This window comes from Streptomyces asiaticus (assembly GCF_018138715.1).
GTDB lineage: Bacteria > Actinomycetota > Actinomycetes > Streptomycetales > Streptomycetaceae > Streptomyces > Streptomyces asiaticus.
This window is the reverse complement of sequence record NZ_JAGSHX010000006.1, coordinates 4,057,787-4,072,468: the sequence shown is the minus strand read 5'-3', so window position 1 is coordinate 4,072,468 and position 14,682 is coordinate 4,057,787. Positions and strand designations below refer to the sequence as shown.

Genomic DNA, 14,682 nt, shown 5'->3' with positions numbered 1-14,682 from the left:
CGAACTTCACATAATTTCTCACTTTTAACCGTTCGGCCGTGCCCAGAATTCTCGTCCGATTGACCTGTTGCAGAGGGCGTTGGGACGGATACATTCAGCGGCGGTCGACGCGTTCCGGCGCACACCCCCCACATCCGGGGGGTGAGGTCTGACCCGGGTCCGCGGAGTGCGGTCCTGCGCAAGGGCCAGCAATAGGGGAGTTAGGAATGGCTCAGGGCACCGTCAAGTGGTTCAACGCGGAGAAGGGGTACGGCTTCATCGCGGTCGACGGTGGTGCGGACGTGTTCGTCCACTACAGCGCGATCCAGATGGACGGGTACCGCACCCTCGAGGAAGGCCAGCGGGTCGAGTTCGAGATCTCGCAGGGTCAGAAGGGCCCGCAGGCCGACATGGTCCGCGTGGCCGTAGGCTGACGCGCCGACGCGACGCAGCTGAAACGAACAAATCTGAAGGGTCCGTGCCCCGAACAGGGTACGGACCCTTCGGCGTGTCCGCGCTGATCATCAGCGGCTTGGCGCAAGGGCGCATGAGTGCAATGCCGCTTGCACTCGATGGGTCCGAGTGCTAATCATTGGCGTTAGCACTCTGACGTTGAGAGTGACAGAAGGACCGGGTCGGTGAGGCCCGCCAGGCCATGCGGGGTAAGGAACCGCGCGGCAGGCAGGTCGTCCGTCGCGGGCGCCAGCGCGGTCCGGAGCAATCCACCCCGTCTCTGGGAGGACCACTTCACATGGCCAAGATCATCGCGTTCGACGAGGAGGCGCGGCGCGGCCTCGAGCGCGGGATGAACCAGCTCGCCGACGCCGTCAAGGTCACCCTCGGCCCCAAGGGCCGCAACGTCGTCCTCGAGAAGAAGTGGGGCGCCCCCACGATCACCAACGATGGTGTGTCCATCGCCAAGGAGATCGAGCTCGAGGACGCGTACGAGAAGATCGGCGCCGAGCTGGTCAAGGAGGTCGCGAAGAAGACGGACGACGTCGCCGGTGACGGCACGACGACCGCGACCGTCCTCGCCCAGGCGCTGGTCAAGGAGGGCCTCCGCAACGTCGCCGCGGGTGCCAACCCGATGGCGCTCAAGCGCGGTATCGAGAAGGCCGTCGAGGCCGTCTCCGCCCAGCTCCTCGAGCAGGCCAAGGACGTGGAGACCAAGGAGCAGATCGCCTCCACCGCCTCCATCTCCGCCGCCGACACCCAGATCGGTGAGCTCATCGCCGAGGCGATGGACAAGGTCGGCAAGGAAGGTGTCATCACCGTCGAGGAGTCGCAGACCTTCGGGCTCGAGCTCGAGCTCACCGAGGGCATGCGCTTCGACAAGGGCTACATCTCCCCGTACTTCGCGACGGACATGGAGCGTATGGAGGCGTCGCTCGACGACCCGTACATCCTGATCGTCAACTCCAAGATCAGCAGCGTGAAGGACCTCCTCCCGCTGCTCGAGAAGGTCATGCAGTCGGGCAAGCCGCTGCTGATCATCGCCGAGGACGTCGAGGGCGAGGCCCTGGCGACCCTGGTCGTCAACAAGATCCGTGGCACCTTCAAGTCCGTCGCCGTCAAGGCCCCGGGCTTCGGTGACCGCCGTAAGGCCATGCTCGGTGACATCGCCATCCTTACCGGTGGCACCGTCATCTCCGAGGAGGTCGGCCTCAAGCTGGAGAACGCCGGTCTCGACCTGCTCGGCCGTGCCCGCAAGATCACGGTCACCAAGGACGAGACCACGATCGTGGACGGCGCCGGCGACACCGAGCAGGTGCAGGGCCGCGTCAACCAGATCCGCGCCGAGATCGAGAACTCGGACTCGGACTACGACCGCGAGAAGCTCCAGGAGCGCCTGGCGAAGCTGGCCGGCGGCGTGGCCGTCATCAAGGCCGGTGCCGCCACCGAGGTCGAGCTCAAGGAGCGCAAGCACCGCATCGAGGACGCGGTGCGCAACGCCAAGGCCGCCGTCGAGGAGGGCATCGTCGCCGGTGGTGGCGTGGCCCTGCTCCAGACCGTCTCGGTCTTCGAGAAGCTGGAGCTCGAGGGCGACGAGGCCACCGGTGCCCAGGCCGTGCGCCTGGCCCTGGAGGCCCCGCTGAAGCAGATCGCGGTCAACGCCGGTCTCGAGGGCGGCGTCGTGGTCGAGAAGGTGCGCAACCTGACCCCGGGTCACGGCCTCAACGCCGCGACCGGTGAGTACGTGGACCTGATCGCCGAGGGCATCATCGACCCGGCCAAGGTCACGCGCTCCGCGCTCCAGAACGCCGCGTCGATCGCCGCGCTGTTCCTCACCACCGAGGCCGTCATCGCCGACAAGCCGGAGAAGGCCGCCCCGGCGGGCGCTCCGGGCGGCATGCCGGGCGGTGACATGGACTTCTGATCGACTCGGCGCGTTCGCTCGCCGGTCGGTCGTACCGTCCGAACGTCGGGGCGGCACCCTCTCCCAGGGGTGCCGCCCCGACGGCGTATCCGGGCCCCGTGCCCAGACGGCGTATCCGGGCCCCGTGCTCAGATGAGGGGCTTACCCCGTGGCGGCCTCCAGGGCGGCGCGCAGATGGCCGTGCGCCTCGGCGAGGAGCTTCTCGGCGGTCGGGGCGTCCACCTCGCCCAGGATGGTCAGGATCGCGTTCTTCACCTCGCCGTCCGTGGCCGCCAGCGCGCTCTCGATCCGCTCGTCGGAGGCGCCGGTCGCCAGGAAGACGATCCTCCGCGAACGGGCGCGCAACTTGTCGTTGGAGGCGCGCACATCGACCATCAGATTCCCGAAGGTCTTGCCCAGCCGGATCATGGTGATGGTCGAGATCATGTTGAGCACCAGCTTCTGGGCCGTGCCCGCCTTCAGCCGGGTCGAGCCGGTGAGCAGCTCCGGCCCCACGATGATCTCGATGCCGTGGTCGGCCGCGGCGGCGAGCGCCGAACCGGCGTTGCAGGACAGCCCCACGGTGAGCGCGCCGCGCCGCCGGGCGTGTTCGACCGCGCCCACGGCGTACGGGGTGCGGCCGGAGGCCGAGACGCCGACCACGGTGTCGTCGGGCCCGATCCCGAGCCGGTCGAGGTCCCGGGCGGCCAGCTCCGCGCTGTCCTCCGCGCCCTCGACCGAGGTCACCATGGCGTCCGGGCCGCCCGCGATCACCCCGACGACCTGCTCGGGCCGGGTGTTGAAGGTGGGCGGGCACTCGCTCGCGTCGAGCACCCCGAGCCGTCCTGCGGTGCCCGCGCCCGTATAGAGGAGGCGGCCGCCACGGGACATCCGCGTGGCGATGGCGTCGATGGCGGCAGCGATACGGGGGAGCTGGCCGGCGACGGCGGTGGGGACGGCGGCGTCCTCCGCGTTCATGATCCGGGCGATCTCGAGGGTTTCGAGCCGATCGATCTCGGCGAGTTCGGGGCGGAACGCCTCGGTAGTCAGGGTGTCGAGCTGGGCGCGGAGCTGTGCGGAGTCGGCGGTAGTCATGGCGAAGCGGCTCTTTCCGGTACGTCAGCGTGAGGGTGGGGGTGACGGTGACTTGGAAGGGCGGTCACCGGGCGAAACAGCGACCGGTATCGGGGGTGGGAGCGCGCGGGCGGGACCGGCCGGCGGGACCGTCGGGCGGAGGGGCCGTCGGGCGGAGGGGCCGTCGGGCGGGACCGGCCGGGCTCAGCGGTGCCCGGGACGCGGATCGTGGCGGTGCGCGAGCGCCTCGTACGACGCGGAGAGCGCGGGCGCCGCCGATTCGTACGTCCGCTGGGCGACCCCTATGAACAGGCAGTCCACCACCAGCAGCTGGCTGGTCCGGCTGGACATGGCCGCCGGGCGCAACTCGCTCTCGCGGGCGGTGGAGGTGGTGAGCACCAGGTCCGCGTACTGCGCGACCTCGCCGTTCGGCCGTCCGGTGATCGCGACGGTGGTCGCCCCGTGCTCGAAGGCCACCCGCAGCGGCTCGATGACGTCGGTCGTACGCCCGGAGTGGGTGATCGCGATGGCGACGTCGCCGGAGTGCAGCTGGACCGCGTTGGTGACCGCGAGGTGTGGATCGGCGTGGGCGTGGGCTATCAGCCCGATGCGCAGCAGCTTCTGGACCAGGTCCTGGCCGACGAGGCTGGACGCCCCGACCCCGTACACATCGATCCGGCGGGCGGCGGCCAGCGCCGAGACGGCCGCCTCGACCTGGCTGGTGTCCAGCCCGGCGGCGGTGTCGGCGAGGCACTGCTGCTCCTCCCGCGCCAGCTTGGTGACCACGTCGGCGATCGGATCGTCCACCGCGATGTCCGCGGTGACGGCCGGGGCCCGGCCGGCGGCCTGCTGGGCGGCGAGCGCGGCGAGCGCGAGGCGCAGATCCCGGTATCCGGGGTAGCCGAGCAGCCGGGAGGTGCGGACGACCGTGGCCTCACTGGTACCGGTCCGCTCGGCGAGCCCGGTGACGGTGAGCGCCGCGCAACCGGCCGGATCGCCGGCCACGGCTTCGGCGACGCGGTGCATGGACCGGGTCATGGAGGGGGCTAACGTGCGGACCTTGGCGGCGAGGGCGGCAGGGGCGGGTGGGGCGAGGGGTGTGGGCGGTGTGGGTGCTGGTGTGGGTGGTGTGGCGTCGGGCTGCGGAGGAGGCATGAAAGTTTCCTTCAGATCGCTACTCACCAGCGAAAACTATTTCCGGCCACGGTGCCGGTCAACCCTCCGGACGACGACGCGGCGGGTCGGCGAGCGGGCGCGGGGTAGCCGGGACGGACGGGGCAGTCAGGACGAACGGGGTAGCCGGGACGGACGGGGTAGCCGGGACGGACGGGGCAGCCGAGACGGACGGGGCAGCCGGGAGGCGGAGGAATCGAACGGTCGCGGGCCGAGCCGAGCCGGGACGGACCGAGCCGGGACGGACCGAGTCGGGACGGACCGGCCCGGGACGGACCGGGCCCGCGGGCGAAGCGAACAGGCGACAGGAGGAAGCAAAGGTGACAATGGGACCCATGAAGCTCGAACAGGCACTGCACGCGGCCCGCGCTCTCGTCCTGGCCGACCTCGCGGCGGGGGAGGTCGCCCGCGCCGACATCGTCTCGCTGGTCGAAGACGCGATCGCGCACCGGCGGTGGTGGGTCGAGCAATGGCCGGAGGGCGCCGCGTACGTGGCCGGTCTGGTCGCCCAGGACGTCCAGGACGCCCTGCTGGAACGGTACGGCCGCTGGCCGCTGTGCCCCGTCTGCACCACGGGCGGCGACCTCCACGCCCTCGACGTGGAGCCCGAGTTGGGCCCCGACCCGCACTGGGTCTGCGGCAAGACGGCGGTCGCGGTGGCGCCCGTGGGATCGCTGGGCACCACCCTCTGATGGCCGTCCTGATCGACCCGCCCGCGTGGCCGGGCCACGGCCGCCTGTGGTCCCACCTCGTCAGCGATGCCTCCTACGCCGAACTCCACGCCTTCGCCGCCCGCATCGGCGCCCCGCGCCGAGGCTTCGACCGCGACCACTACGACGTGCCGAGCGAGCTGTACGCGAAGGCGGTACGGGCGGGTGCGGAGGAGGTCGGCAGCAAGGAACTCCTCCGCCGCCTCAAGGCCGCGGGCCTCCGCCGACCCAAGCGGGCCGCGGGCGCCGACTGACCGGAATGGGCGGGCCCGCGGCCGCCTTGCCGCTCTGCCGCCTTGCCGCTCTGCCGCCTTGCCGCTCTGCCGCCTTGCCGCTCTGCCGCCTTGCCGCTCTGCCGACCGGCTGCTCTGCCGCTCTGCCGCCTCGCTGCTCTGCCGCCTCGCCGCTCTGCCGCTCTCCGACCGGCCGCACGGCGCCCTCGCCGCGCCCTCGTCGCGCGCGGGTCCGCGCGCGGGTCCGCGCCCTCGCCGCGCGCGGTGCCGCGCCGCCGCTCGTGCCCACGAGCGTGTGCGGGCGTGTGCAGGCGTGTGCGGGCGTGTGCGGGCGTGTGCGGGCGGTGTTGCCGCAGCCCGCGCAGCGAGGCGGGCGCCTGTTCAGCGCGTGGTGCGCGACGGGTCAGCGGCCAGGTCGTGGGCCGCTTCCCTGCCCGCCGAGGAGGCCGATGTGGCGATGACGCGGGACGCGCCCTCCGCCCGGTGCACCCGCATCGCGGCGGCCGTCGTCGCCGCGCCCGTACCGGCGAGGGCCGCGCCCGTCCAGGCCACGGCCGGGTAGCCCCAGCCCGCGTCGATGACGAGGCCGCCGAGCCACGGGCCCACGGTGTTGCCGATGTTGAAGGCTGAGGTGTTCGTTGCGCCCGCGAGCGTGGGCGCGGCGTTGGCGAGGTTGAACATCCGGGCGTTGAGCGCGGGCGCGGTGAAGAAGGCGGTGAAGCCGAGCATCAGCGCCAAGGTCACCGCCGCGACCGCGCTGTGCGCGGTCAGCGCCAGCGCGCTCAGCACGACCGTCGAGGCGACGATGCCCCAGAACATCGTGCCGAACAGATGCGCGTCCGCGATCCGCCCGCCGATCACCGTACCCAGCAGCGCGCCGACCCCGAACAGCGCCAGCACGGTCGGCACCCAGCCCTCGTCCAGCCCCGCCACGTCCGTCAGCAGCGGCCCGAGGTAGGAGAACAGGCAGAAGACCGCGCCACCGCTCAGCGCGGTGGCGGCCAGCGCCAGCCACACCTGCCGGTCGCGGTAGATGCGCAACTCGGCCCGCAGCCGCGGCTGGTCGTCCCCGGTCGGCACCTCCGTACGCGGTACGAGCGCGACGACCCCGACCAGCCCGACCACCGACAGCCCGGCCACCGCCCAGAAGGCGGCCCGCCACCCCGCGTGCTGCCCGAGGAACGCCCCGGCCGGTACCCCGGCGATGTTCGCGATGCTCAGCCCGCCGACCATCACCGCCATCGCCTTGGCCCGCGCGTTCACCGGCACCAGCGACACCGCCACCGCGGCGCCCACGGCCCAGAACCCGGCGCACGCCAGCGCGCTCACCACCCGGGACGCGAACAGCACCCCGTACGACGGCGCCACCGCCCCCGCGATCTGCCCGAGCCCGAACACCGCAAGCAGCGCCATCAGCGTCGTCCGCCGCGGCAACCGCAACGTGGCCGCCGCCAGTACAGGCGCCCCGACCACCATCCCGATCGCAAAGGCCGATATCAGCAGCCCGGCGGTGGGGATCGACACCCCCATGTCCCGCGCGACGGGTTGCAGCAGCCCGGACAGCATGAACTCGGAGGTACCGAGGGCGAACACGGACAGCCCGAGGACGTAGACCGCCAGGGGCATGCGGGAGCGAGCGGAATCCGCTGGGGAGGAGGAGGGCATGCCAGGCTCAACGTCGTGGAACGAGGTCGGCATTCCTGCGCGGAACATCGGGGTGTGCGCTTCTCGAACGTTCACTCGATGGTGTGGACTGGCGGTTGTGACCTGGTGTCGTCACGCTGAGTGAGGAAGGATGGAGATGTGAACCCGCTGGGGGAGGCGGGTTGAGGAGATCACGGGGGGTGATCGACGTGACGGAGGAGACGACCAGCGAACTGAACGGCCCGGGCACGCCGGACGAATGGGCCGCGTATCTGGCCACAGCGGCTCCGGGGCCGGAGACCGCGGCCGTACTGCCGGTCCTGGACGCGGAGAAGCTGTCCCGCACTGGCCGGATCGACGCACTAAAAGCCCTGGAGCGTCATACGGGGTGGATCCAGGCACACCAGGCCCAGATCCTGGCCGCGTTGGAAGCGGACGCCGAGGCGGAGCTACCGGCGGCCGTACGGGATCGCGACGCGGAGGCCGCCTGGAACTTCACCTGCGAGGAAGTGGCCTGTGCGCTGAAGCTGTCCGGCACGACGGCCGCAAAGCGTCTGGAGGTAGCCCGCGAGCTCGACCGGCACTACCCCACCACGCTGGGGATGCTGGAGCGCGGAGAGATCTGCTACATGCAGGCAGTAGCCGTCACCGAGGCATGCGCAGTCCTGGACCCCGAGGTGGCGGGACAGGTCGAGGCCGCCTTGGTGGAGAAGATGCCAGGCATGGCCACCGGCCAGACCCGCCGCGCTCTGGCCCGCGAGATCCTACGAGCCGATCCGCACGGCGCCGAGCAGCGCCACCAGGCCCGTAAGCGCGAGCGGCAGATGGTCCACTATCCGAAGGACGACGGCATGGCGCTCTGGGGCGCCACCCTCCCGGCCGAGCAGGCCGCGGCCATGAACGCCGCCGTCGACGCCCACGCCGCCACCCTGCCCGACGAGGGCCGCACCCTGGAGCAGAAGCGGGTGGACGCCCTGGTCGACCTGGTGCTCAACCGCACCGACCCGGGTGTGGCGACTTCAGGTGTGCGGGCTTCAGGTGAACCGGTCCTGGGCGAGCCAACCCCGAGCGGGTCGGCCCCGAGCAGGCCGGCCCCGGGCAGGTCGGGCCTGGGCGGTCCGATCACAAGTGGTCCGATCACAAGTGGGCCGACCACAGGTGGCCGCTCGGCGGCAGTCGTCCAGGTCACCGTCCCCTTGGACGTCCTGATGGGGGACAGCGACGACCCGGCCCAGCTCAAGGGCTACGGCCCGATCACCGCAGGGCAGGCCCGAAGGATCGCCTTCGCCAAGGGCACGGTCTGGCACCGCCTGATCATCGAGCCGAAGACCGGGATGCTGATCAAGACCGACCCCACCACCTACAAACCCACCGCCGAAACCGAGCGGCATGTCATCGCCCGCGACGCCTACTGCACCTTCCCGACCTGCCGCATGCCCGCCCACCGTTGCGACCTGGACCATGTCGAGCCGTTCAACCACCACGACCGGGCGGCGGGCGGCCAGACGGTCCCGGAGAACCTCGGGGCTCTGTGCAGACGCCACCACCGGATGAAGACCCACCACCCCGGCTGGGCGGTGAAGCGCGACTCCCGAACCGGCACCACCACCTGGACCGCCCCCACCGGCCACAGGTACACCAACCGACCCCATGACTACCGTCGCTGATCGGCTCGGTTCCGCTCGTCGGCGCCCTGCTCGCCACGGACAAGGAGCCGTCCACCCCTGCTCTCGACGACGCGCAATGCGTCTGTCAGCGCCTCAACCAGCCGCCGGGCCAGAAAGCGGAGTCCACCACTTGTCGCCTTGTCCTCGTCGAGCAGAGCGCGGGCATGGGCGAGCAGTTGGACGCCCATGGCGAGTTGGAGAGCCTCGACCTCGTCTGCCTTCCGGCTCAATCGGCTGTTGCCGTTGTCCGTCGCCAGATAGCAGGGCTTTGTGTGTCCTGAACATGAAAGGGAGTTGGTTGTAGGGCAGCTTCTGGAAGTGGTGCTGTGCGGGAGATGAAGGTTTTGGCCCTTCGGAGTCGCCCTGCGGGGGGAGGCTTCAAACCGCCTCATGCTGCATTGGCTGAAGACCGTTGTGGTGAGCGATGAGGAAAAGGCGCCCGAGAGGCGTCAGGTAGGGACCGGGAAGACGAACGCAAGTGAATCGCTGCTGACGTGTCGAAATGCTACAAGACGACATCAAAACCGGGGTTTAAAGCCAACTCCGGGATGGGTCTGGCGGGTGCCCGTCTATTGGCCAGGCGATGTCCGGCATGGAGGCGACGTGAATCCGGTCTGCGGCTTCCGCATGGAACAGGAGAAGGCACGCCTCGATACTGCCCGCCGTGCCTTGGCGGGTGAGAGGGAGTGCCCCAAGCAGCAGAAACTGTGAGGGGTCGAGTACCGAGGCGGGGCGTGCCGGCGGACCGGCTCGTAGTAGTGGTGAAGCCCCTGTAGCGGGGGTGGAGCGAAGGGGCCGGGTCGTTCGTGACTGTGTTGATCGCATCAACCGGAGGATCTCCGGGAGGAGTTCGATGGGCCAGTTGAAGTCACAGGTCAAGCCATTTGAAATTTCGAAGTGGGAAGTCAAGGAGGCGTGGGAGGAAGTCAGAGCGAATAAGGGTGCGCCGGGGGTGGATGGGCAGGGAATCGATGACTTCGAAAAGGGTCTGAAGAACAATCTGTACAAGATCTGGAACCGGATGTCGTCGGGCTCGTACTTTCCGCCTCCGGTGCGGGCGGTGGCTATTCCCAAACCGCACGGCGGTGGCACGAGGATGCTCGGCATTCCCGCTGTCGCCGACCGGGTGGCACAGACCGTGGTGGCCCGGCATCTGATGCGTAGGGTGGAGCCCGTTTTCCACCCGGACAGTTTCGGATACCGGCCCGGACGGTCTGCCTTGGATGCAGTGGAAAGGTGCCGGAAACGCTGCTGGAAGCGGGACTGGGTGGTGGAACTCGACATCGCCAGGTTCTTCGACAGCGTGCCCTGGGACCTGCTGGTCAAGGCGGTGGAAGCGCACACCGACGCCGTCTGGGTGAAGTTGTACGTGCGGCGGTGGCTCGGTGCCCCGCTCGTCATGCCCGACGGATCCCTGCTGGAGCGGGAGAGGGGAACCCCGCAAGGAGCCCCGGTATCTCCCGTGCTGGCAAACCTGTTCCTGCACTACGCGTTCGACACCTGGATGGCACGGGAGTTCCCGGCCGTCTGGTTCGAGCGGTATGCGGATGACGCGGTGCTGCACTGCGTCTCCGAGCGCCAGGCCCGCCACGTGCTGGCCGCGCTCACGGACAGGATGGCCGAGGTTGGACTGCGACTGCATCCGGCCAAGACCCGGATCGTGTACTGCAAGGACGGCAAACGCAAACGCGCCTTCGAGGACACCGCGTTCACGTTCCTGGGGTACACCTTCCGCGCCAGACGCAACCGGGACCGACATGGCAGTCAGTTCCTGTCGTTCGAACCGGCGGTCAGTAAAGAGGCCCTGAAGAAGATGAGCCGCGAGGTCCGTTCCTGGCGCCTGCATCGTCGCTCCGACCTGTCCTTCGCCGAGCTCGCACGTCGGATGAACCCCGTCGTCGCGGGCTGGATCAACTACTACGGCCGTTTCCGGCCCTGGGAGATGTATCCGCTCTTGATGCGCATCAACGCCTACCTGGTGCGCTGGATCCGCAAGAAATACAAACGGCTCTCGGCCCGGCGGACAGCCATCGCGAAGATGCAGGAGATCGCCCGGCGATACCCCCGAATGTTCGCGCACTGGCACTGCACCACCGTGGCCGTATCGACCTGACGATCAGAACGATAAGAGCCGTGTAACGGGAGACTGTTACGCACGGTTCCGTGAGAGCCGAGGGGTGCGACTCCCCTCGGCTACTCGACCCCTCCGGGCTGGACCATGGCAAGAGGCGTAGACCGTTCATGTCATCAGCTCCACTCAGCTGTTTCCGGCGACGCCAGGATGGGCACCGCGTGTAGTCAATTGGTCACGCGGGTAACGCGGATGCCGAGAGAATGAGACGCATTGAACGGCTGCGCGCAAGTCCGTGACCTGCCGCGATGCTGGCCCTGATCACATAGCGAGAGGTCACAGCATTGGACGAGACCACCCCACCAGCTCACTTGAACCCGCTCCAGCGCTTCGGTCGTGACGTCAAACAGGTCCGTCTCGCCCGCAAGCTCACGCAGAAGCGCCTGGGCCAGGCGGCCGGCTACTCGGAGGCGTACGTCAGCAGGGTGGAGGCCGGGAAGCTTCTGCCCAGACCCAGCGACAAGTTCGCGAAGGGCTGCGATATCGCGTTCGGCACGGGAGAGTTGTTCGCGGGCATGCTTCGGCGGATCGATGAGGGCGACCATCCCTCGTGGTTCACCCCGTATCTCAACCTGGAACGCAAGGCGTCACGGGTGCTCGATTATTCGGCGAACCTCGTGATCGGCATCCTTCAGACGAAGGACTACGCAGGGGCCATCTTCCGGTCATCCCATCCGCGGGAAGAAGCCGAGGTGATCGAGGGCAAGGTCGCGGCACGTCTGAGCCGACGCGCGGTATTCGAGCTGGAGGCTCCGCCGCTCCTCTGGGTCATCCTGCACGAAGCGTGCCTGCGAACGGTGGTTGGCGGCGCCGACGTCATGACCGGGCAGCTTGAGTACCTGTTGACGGCGGCGGAGTCACCACACGTCAAGCTTCAGGTCATGCCGTTCTCGGCAGGAGCTCCCGCCGCACACGCGAAGCCCTTCACCTTGTTGCGCTTCACGGATGCCCCCACGGTGCTTTACACCGAGACCCGGGTGGGCGGCAGGATGCACGACTCCGCACGGACGGTCGCCAGTGCCCTGGATGACTATGATCTGCTCAGGGCGCATGCGCTGTCCCCGGATCGATCACTGAGCCTGATCAAGACCGTGTCGAAGGAGTACCGCGAATGAGCGCCGACTTGGATCTCACGGCTGCCCAATGGGACAGGTCTTCTTACAGCGACGGCAGCGGCGGCCAGTGCGTCGAGTTCTCCCGCACCTTCGCCCAGACCCACGACACCATCCCGGTCCGCGACTCCAAGAACCCGCACGGACCGACGCTGACTTTCCCCGCGGAGGGCTGGTCGTCGTTCGTGTCCGCTCTCATACGCGGTGAGTTCCCTGAGGTCTGACGCAGGCGTCTTACTCGAACCAGTCCTCCGCCTCGTGGGACATGCCGAGCCGTGCGGCGAGCTCGGCCGCCTCGCGGAAGGTTGTCCGGTGGCGCATCGCGACTGAGGCGAGAGCTGGCAGGGAAATAGGGCCGATACGGTGGTCGCTGCGGGCGGATTCGATCGTCATCGCGGTCTTCGGATTGAGTACGTCAGCGAGTAGCTGCTCAGTCTCAAACATCGACTGGTCTGTTTTCGGCAGGCCAGTCCGATGGAATTCGGTACCCGCGCTTGAACAGCTGTGCATCTTTTTGAGTTACGAGTTCAGAGGCGGGCAGGGGGTCAGGTATCTCGAACCCCAGCTCGGCAAGGCGATCTGCGACATCCGGTACTGATCTGTCGAGATGCTGAGCGATCGCAGCCAGTTGTCCTCTGGGGATGACTTGACCTGGAAGGACAGCTGGGCCTCCGCGAGCGGGAGGGTGCCGCCGCGGGCGGCGACGTCGGCGAAGACCTGCTGGAGGGCGTCGACGGTCGCGGCGAGGTTCTTGCGCAGTGGGCCGAGCGGGACCATGCGCAGTTCGGGGTTGCCTCCTCCGAGGATGCCCATCGAGTCGTCGTCGCCGTCCTCGGTCACCTCGACCCAGAAGGGGAGTGCCTGGTCATCGAGGTGTACTGCGTTGTCGTCCATGCTGCCCCCTGGCGAGCGCGGATGGACCGTCAACTTTAGAGCCGCGAACGGCACATGTTACGCACCGAGCAGCTCCAGCTCAGTGGCCATGTTGTGGCGGGCGGCGGCCTCCCAGCGGTCGTTGCCGATGGGCGTGCGGAAGAGGCGGGACAGCCCCAGCAGATGGCGGAGGACGTTCGCCCGGCCCTCGCGGAAGGTGTCGTCGGGGACGAATCCGTACTCCTCGCGGACCGCCGCCGCATAGGCGCCGTAGTCCTCGGGGGAGCCCGCCAGGACGGCGAGGTCGGCGTCGCAGAGGACCTCGCCGTTGGTGTCGCCCTCGGCGGGGTCGTGGTCGGCGGTGACGAGGACCAGGCGGACGGTTTCGGCCACGCGGGGGTCCGGGACGCCGGCTTCCGGGAGGGCGCGTTCGGCGAGGCGGGCGCTGCGTTCCTCGTTGGTGGAGCGGTCGGGGAGGTAGACGGCGTCGTGGAACCAGGCGGCGAGGCGGATCGCGGCGGGGTCGGGGGCCTGGACGTGGGGGAGCAGCTCGTCCACCCGGTCCAGGACCGCGAGCAGGTGATCGGTGGTGTGGTAGCGGCGCTGGGGCTCGGCCCAGCGGGTCAGGAGGTCTTCGCCGTAGGGAACGGGGGACGGGGCCGTGGCGTCGCGGGCGCTGGTGAGGAGGTCCGTCCAGCGGGTGAGCAGCGCGTCATGGGCCGGATGGCGGGCGGGTGAGGGTGCGGATGTGGGCATGGGCCAATTGTGGGGTAGCGGTTTGCAGCGCGTCATGGGCCGGATGACGGGTGGGTGCGGGTGTGGGTGCGGGTGCGGGTGTGGGCATGGGCCAACTGTGGGGTAGCGGTTTGCCCTCTTGTGCGGTGTGGCAAGCTGTCCTGCATGTCTAGACCATTGCTCGAGGTGATCGCCCTGACCCCCACGGACGCGATCGCCGCACAGGCCGGAGGGGCGGACCGCCTCGAACTGGTCACCGACATGGCCGCCGACGGGCTCACCCCATCCCGTGAGACCTTCGCCGCCGTTCGTTCGGCCGTCGATCTGCCGGTGCGGGTGATGCTCCGCGCGTCGGACGGCTTCGCGACCGGAAACGCGTTCGACGCGCTGTGCGAGGCCGCCGCCGCGCTGCACTCGGAGGGGGCGGATGAGTTCGTCCTGGGCTTCCTGGCCGACGACGGCGGGGTCGACCTGGCCGCCGTCACCGCGCTGACCGAGGTCGTGGGCGCGGGCGGCGGCGTGGACGAGAGCCGCTGGACCTTCCACCGGGCCATCGACCGCGCCGCGGATCGCGACGGCCTGCGCAAGCGGCTCGCGGACATCCCCGGCCTCGACACATATCTCACCGCAGGGTCGGCGCGCGGCGTGGACGACGGTCTGCCCACCCTGCTCGCCGAGGCCGAGCGGGCCGGTACCCCGGGCTACGAAGCGCACATCATGGTGGGCGGCGGGCTGCGCCTCGACCATCTGCCCGCCCTGCGCGCCGCCGGGATCAACGCCTTCCACATCGGTGGCGCGGCCCGCCCCGACGGCTGGTCGGGCCCGGTGGACGCCACCGCGGTCGGCCAGTGGCGCACGGTCTTGGACGCGCCGGTTCCGGTGGCCTGACCGGGGGCGACCGCCGGGCCGGACCCCGCCGGGCCGCGCCCCGCCCCCGCCGGGCCGCACCCCGCCCCCGCCGGGCCGCGCCCCACCCCCGCTGGACCGCCCCCGCC

Annotated in this window: 16 protein-coding genes; 9 read left to right on the top strand and 7 right to left on the bottom strand. The window is 69.6% G+C overall.

The annotated features are described in order from the left end of the window. Nucleotides 1-206 precede the first annotated feature (206 nt). Both KHP12_RS24550 and groL read left to right on the top strand, forming a co-directional pair. A complete protein-coding gene (locus tag KHP12_RS24550; protein ID WP_009716982.1) occupies nucleotides 207-413 on the top strand; it encodes a cold-shock protein in 207 nt (68 codons plus the stop codon). Between the two features lie 317 nt (nucleotides 414-730). Next, nucleotides 731-2,356, top strand: coding sequence for a chaperonin GroEL (gene groL, locus KHP12_RS24545; RefSeq protein WP_086885898.1), 1,626 nt, complete (start codon nucleotides 731-733; stop codon nucleotides 2,354-2,356). Nucleotides 2,357-2,497: 141 nt separating this feature from the next. Here groL and murQ read toward each other — a convergent pair whose 3' ends face one another. Together murQ and KHP12_RS24535 are read right to left on the bottom strand one after the other, a co-directional pair. Beyond that, nucleotides 2,498-3,430: an N-acetylmuramic acid 6-phosphate etherase gene (gene murQ / locus KHP12_RS24540; RefSeq protein WP_210609447.1), complete on the bottom strand. Its 933-nt coding sequence runs from the start codon at nucleotides 3,428-3,430 to the stop codon at nucleotides 2,498-2,500. Nucleotides 3,431-3,613: 183 nt separating this feature from the next. Further along, nucleotides 3,614-4,591: a MurR/RpiR family transcriptional regulator gene (locus KHP12_RS24535; RefSeq protein WP_372455226.1), complete on the bottom strand. Its 978-nt coding sequence runs from the start codon at nucleotides 4,589-4,591 to the stop codon at nucleotides 3,614-3,616. A gap of 326 nt (nucleotides 4,592-4,917) precedes the next feature. Here KHP12_RS24535 and KHP12_RS24530 point away from each other — a divergent pair, with 326 nt between their 5' ends. Both KHP12_RS24530 and KHP12_RS24525 read left to right on the top strand, forming a co-directional pair. After that, on the top strand, nucleotides 4,918-5,274 hold the full coding sequence (locus tag KHP12_RS24530; RefSeq protein ID WP_086883249.1) for a DUF8819 family protein: 357 nt from the start codon (nucleotides 4,918-4,920) through the stop codon (nucleotides 5,272-5,274). Continuing rightward, nucleotides 5,274-5,546: a DUF4031 domain-containing protein gene (locus KHP12_RS24525; RefSeq protein ID WP_086883250.1), complete on the top strand. Its 273-nt coding sequence runs from the start codon at nucleotides 5,274-5,276 to the stop codon at nucleotides 5,544-5,546. The genes KHP12_RS24530 and KHP12_RS24525 overlap by 1 nt, the downstream gene beginning before the upstream one ends. A 360-nt stretch (nucleotides 5,547-5,906) precedes the next feature. On the opposite strand, the gene KHP12_RS24520 is transcribed toward KHP12_RS24525, so the two are convergent. After that, the gene (locus KHP12_RS24520) at nucleotides 5,907-7,151 is read right to left on the bottom strand and encodes a Cmx/CmrA family chloramphenicol efflux MFS transporter (RefSeq protein ID WP_086883251.1); all 1,245 of its coding nucleotides are present in this window, start codon (nucleotides 7,149-7,151) and stop codon (nucleotides 5,907-5,909) included. A gap of 218 nt (nucleotides 7,152-7,369) precedes the next feature. Between KHP12_RS24520 and KHP12_RS51265 the strand changes: the two genes are divergently transcribed. Further along, complete coding sequence (locus KHP12_RS51265; RefSeq protein ID WP_308036124.1) at nucleotides 7,370-8,836, top strand: HNH endonuclease signature motif containing protein; 1,467 nt, start codon at nucleotides 7,370-7,372, stop codon at nucleotides 8,834-8,836. Here KHP12_RS51265 and KHP12_RS24505 read toward each other — a convergent pair. Further along, entirely contained in the window at nucleotides 8,824-9,066 is a 243-nt protein-coding gene (locus KHP12_RS24505; RefSeq protein WP_372455225.1) for a hypothetical protein, read from the bottom strand. The two genes, KHP12_RS51265 and KHP12_RS24505, sit on opposite strands and share 13 nt — an antisense overlap. Before the next feature lie 623 nt (nucleotides 9,067-9,689). Between KHP12_RS24505 and ltrA the strand changes: the two genes are divergently transcribed. The 3 genes from ltrA (at nucleotide 9,690) to KHP12_RS24490 (ending at nucleotide 12,303) form a co-directional block, all read left to right on the top strand. Further along, nucleotides 9,690-10,949 (top strand): group II intron reverse transcriptase/maturase, encoded by a 1,260-nt coding sequence (gene ltrA, locus KHP12_RS24500; protein WP_086883252.1) that lies wholly within the window; start codon nucleotides 9,690-9,692, stop codon nucleotides 10,947-10,949. A 302-nt stretch (nucleotides 10,950-11,251) separates the two neighbouring features. After that, nucleotides 11,252-12,082 (top strand): helix-turn-helix domain-containing protein, encoded by an 831-nt coding sequence (locus KHP12_RS24495; RefSeq protein ID WP_086883253.1) that lies wholly within the window; start codon nucleotides 11,252-11,254, stop codon nucleotides 12,080-12,082. Next, nucleotides 12,079-12,303: a DUF397 domain-containing protein gene (locus tag KHP12_RS24490; RefSeq protein WP_086883254.1), complete on the top strand. Its 225-nt coding sequence runs from the start codon at nucleotides 12,079-12,081 to the stop codon at nucleotides 12,301-12,303. Before KHP12_RS24495 ends, KHP12_RS24490 begins: the two co-directional genes overlap by 4 nt. A gap of 10 nt (nucleotides 12,304-12,313) precedes the next feature. Here the strand turns inward: KHP12_RS24490 and KHP12_RS24485 are convergent, their stop codons facing one another. The 3 genes from KHP12_RS24485 to KHP12_RS24475 form a co-directional block, all read right to left on the bottom strand. After that, complete coding sequence (locus KHP12_RS24485) at nucleotides 12,314-12,472, bottom strand: hypothetical protein (protein ID WP_167442599.1); 159 nt, start codon at nucleotides 12,470-12,472, stop codon at nucleotides 12,314-12,316. A 43-nt stretch (nucleotides 12,473-12,515) separates the two neighbouring features. Next, nucleotides 12,516-12,698, bottom strand: a complete 183-nt coding sequence (locus KHP12_RS53825) for a wHTH domain-containing protein (RefSeq protein ID WP_425573807.1) — start codon at nucleotides 12,696-12,698, stop codon at nucleotides 12,516-12,518. Nucleotides 12,699-13,030: 332 nt separating this feature from the next. Beyond that, the gene (locus tag KHP12_RS24475; protein WP_210609445.1) at nucleotides 13,031-13,708 is read right to left on the bottom strand and encodes an HD domain-containing protein; all 678 of its coding nucleotides are present in this window, start codon (nucleotides 13,706-13,708) and stop codon (nucleotides 13,031-13,033) included. Nucleotides 13,709-13,852: 144 nt separating this feature from the next. Between KHP12_RS24475 and KHP12_RS24470 the strand changes: the two genes are divergently transcribed. Then, on the top strand, nucleotides 13,853-14,575 hold the full coding sequence (locus KHP12_RS24470) for a copper homeostasis protein CutC (protein ID WP_211833740.1): 723 nt from the start codon (nucleotides 13,853-13,855) through the stop codon (nucleotides 14,573-14,575). Nucleotides 14,576-14,682: the final 107 nt, after the last annotated feature.

Excerpts from the sequence above, each read along its gene's own strand:
- KHP12_RS24550 (WP_009716982.1), top strand. The coding sequence starts at position 207 with ATGGCTCAGGGCACCGTCAAGTGGTTCAACGCGGAGAAGGGGTACGGC.
- groL (WP_086885898.1), top strand. The coding sequence starts at position 731 with ATGGCCAAGATCATCGCGTTCGACGAGGAGGCGCGGCGCGGCCTCGAG.
- murQ (WP_210609447.1), bottom strand. The coding sequence starts at position 3,430 with ATGACTACCGCCGACTCCGCACAGCTCCGCGCCCAGCTCGACACCCTG.
- KHP12_RS24530 (WP_086883249.1), top strand. The coding sequence starts at position 4,918 with ATGAAGCTCGAACAGGCACTGCACGCGGCCCGCGCTCTCGTCCTGGCC.
- KHP12_RS24525 (WP_086883250.1), top strand. The coding sequence starts at position 5,274 with ATGGCCGTCCTGATCGACCCGCCCGCGTGGCCGGGCCACGGCCGCCTG.
- KHP12_RS24520 (WP_086883251.1), bottom strand. The coding sequence starts at position 7,151 with ATGCCCCTGGCGGTCTACGTCCTCGGGCTGTCCGTGTTCGCCCTCGGT.
- ltrA (WP_086883252.1), top strand. The coding sequence starts at position 9,690 with ATGGGCCAGTTGAAGTCACAGGTCAAGCCATTTGAAATTTCGAAGTGG.
- KHP12_RS24490 (WP_086883254.1), top strand. The coding sequence starts at position 12,079 with ATGAGCGCCGACTTGGATCTCACGGCTGCCCAATGGGACAGGTCTTCT.
- KHP12_RS24485 (WP_167442599.1), bottom strand. The coding sequence starts at position 12,472 with ATGACGATCGAATCCGCCCGCAGCGACCACCGTATCGGCCCTATTTCC.
- KHP12_RS24475 (WP_210609445.1), bottom strand. The coding sequence starts at position 13,708 with ATGCCCACATCCGCACCCTCACCCGCCCGCCATCCGGCCCATGACGCG.
- KHP12_RS24470 (WP_211833740.1), top strand. The coding sequence starts at position 13,853 with ATGTCTAGACCATTGCTCGAGGTGATCGCCCTGACCCCCACGGACGCG.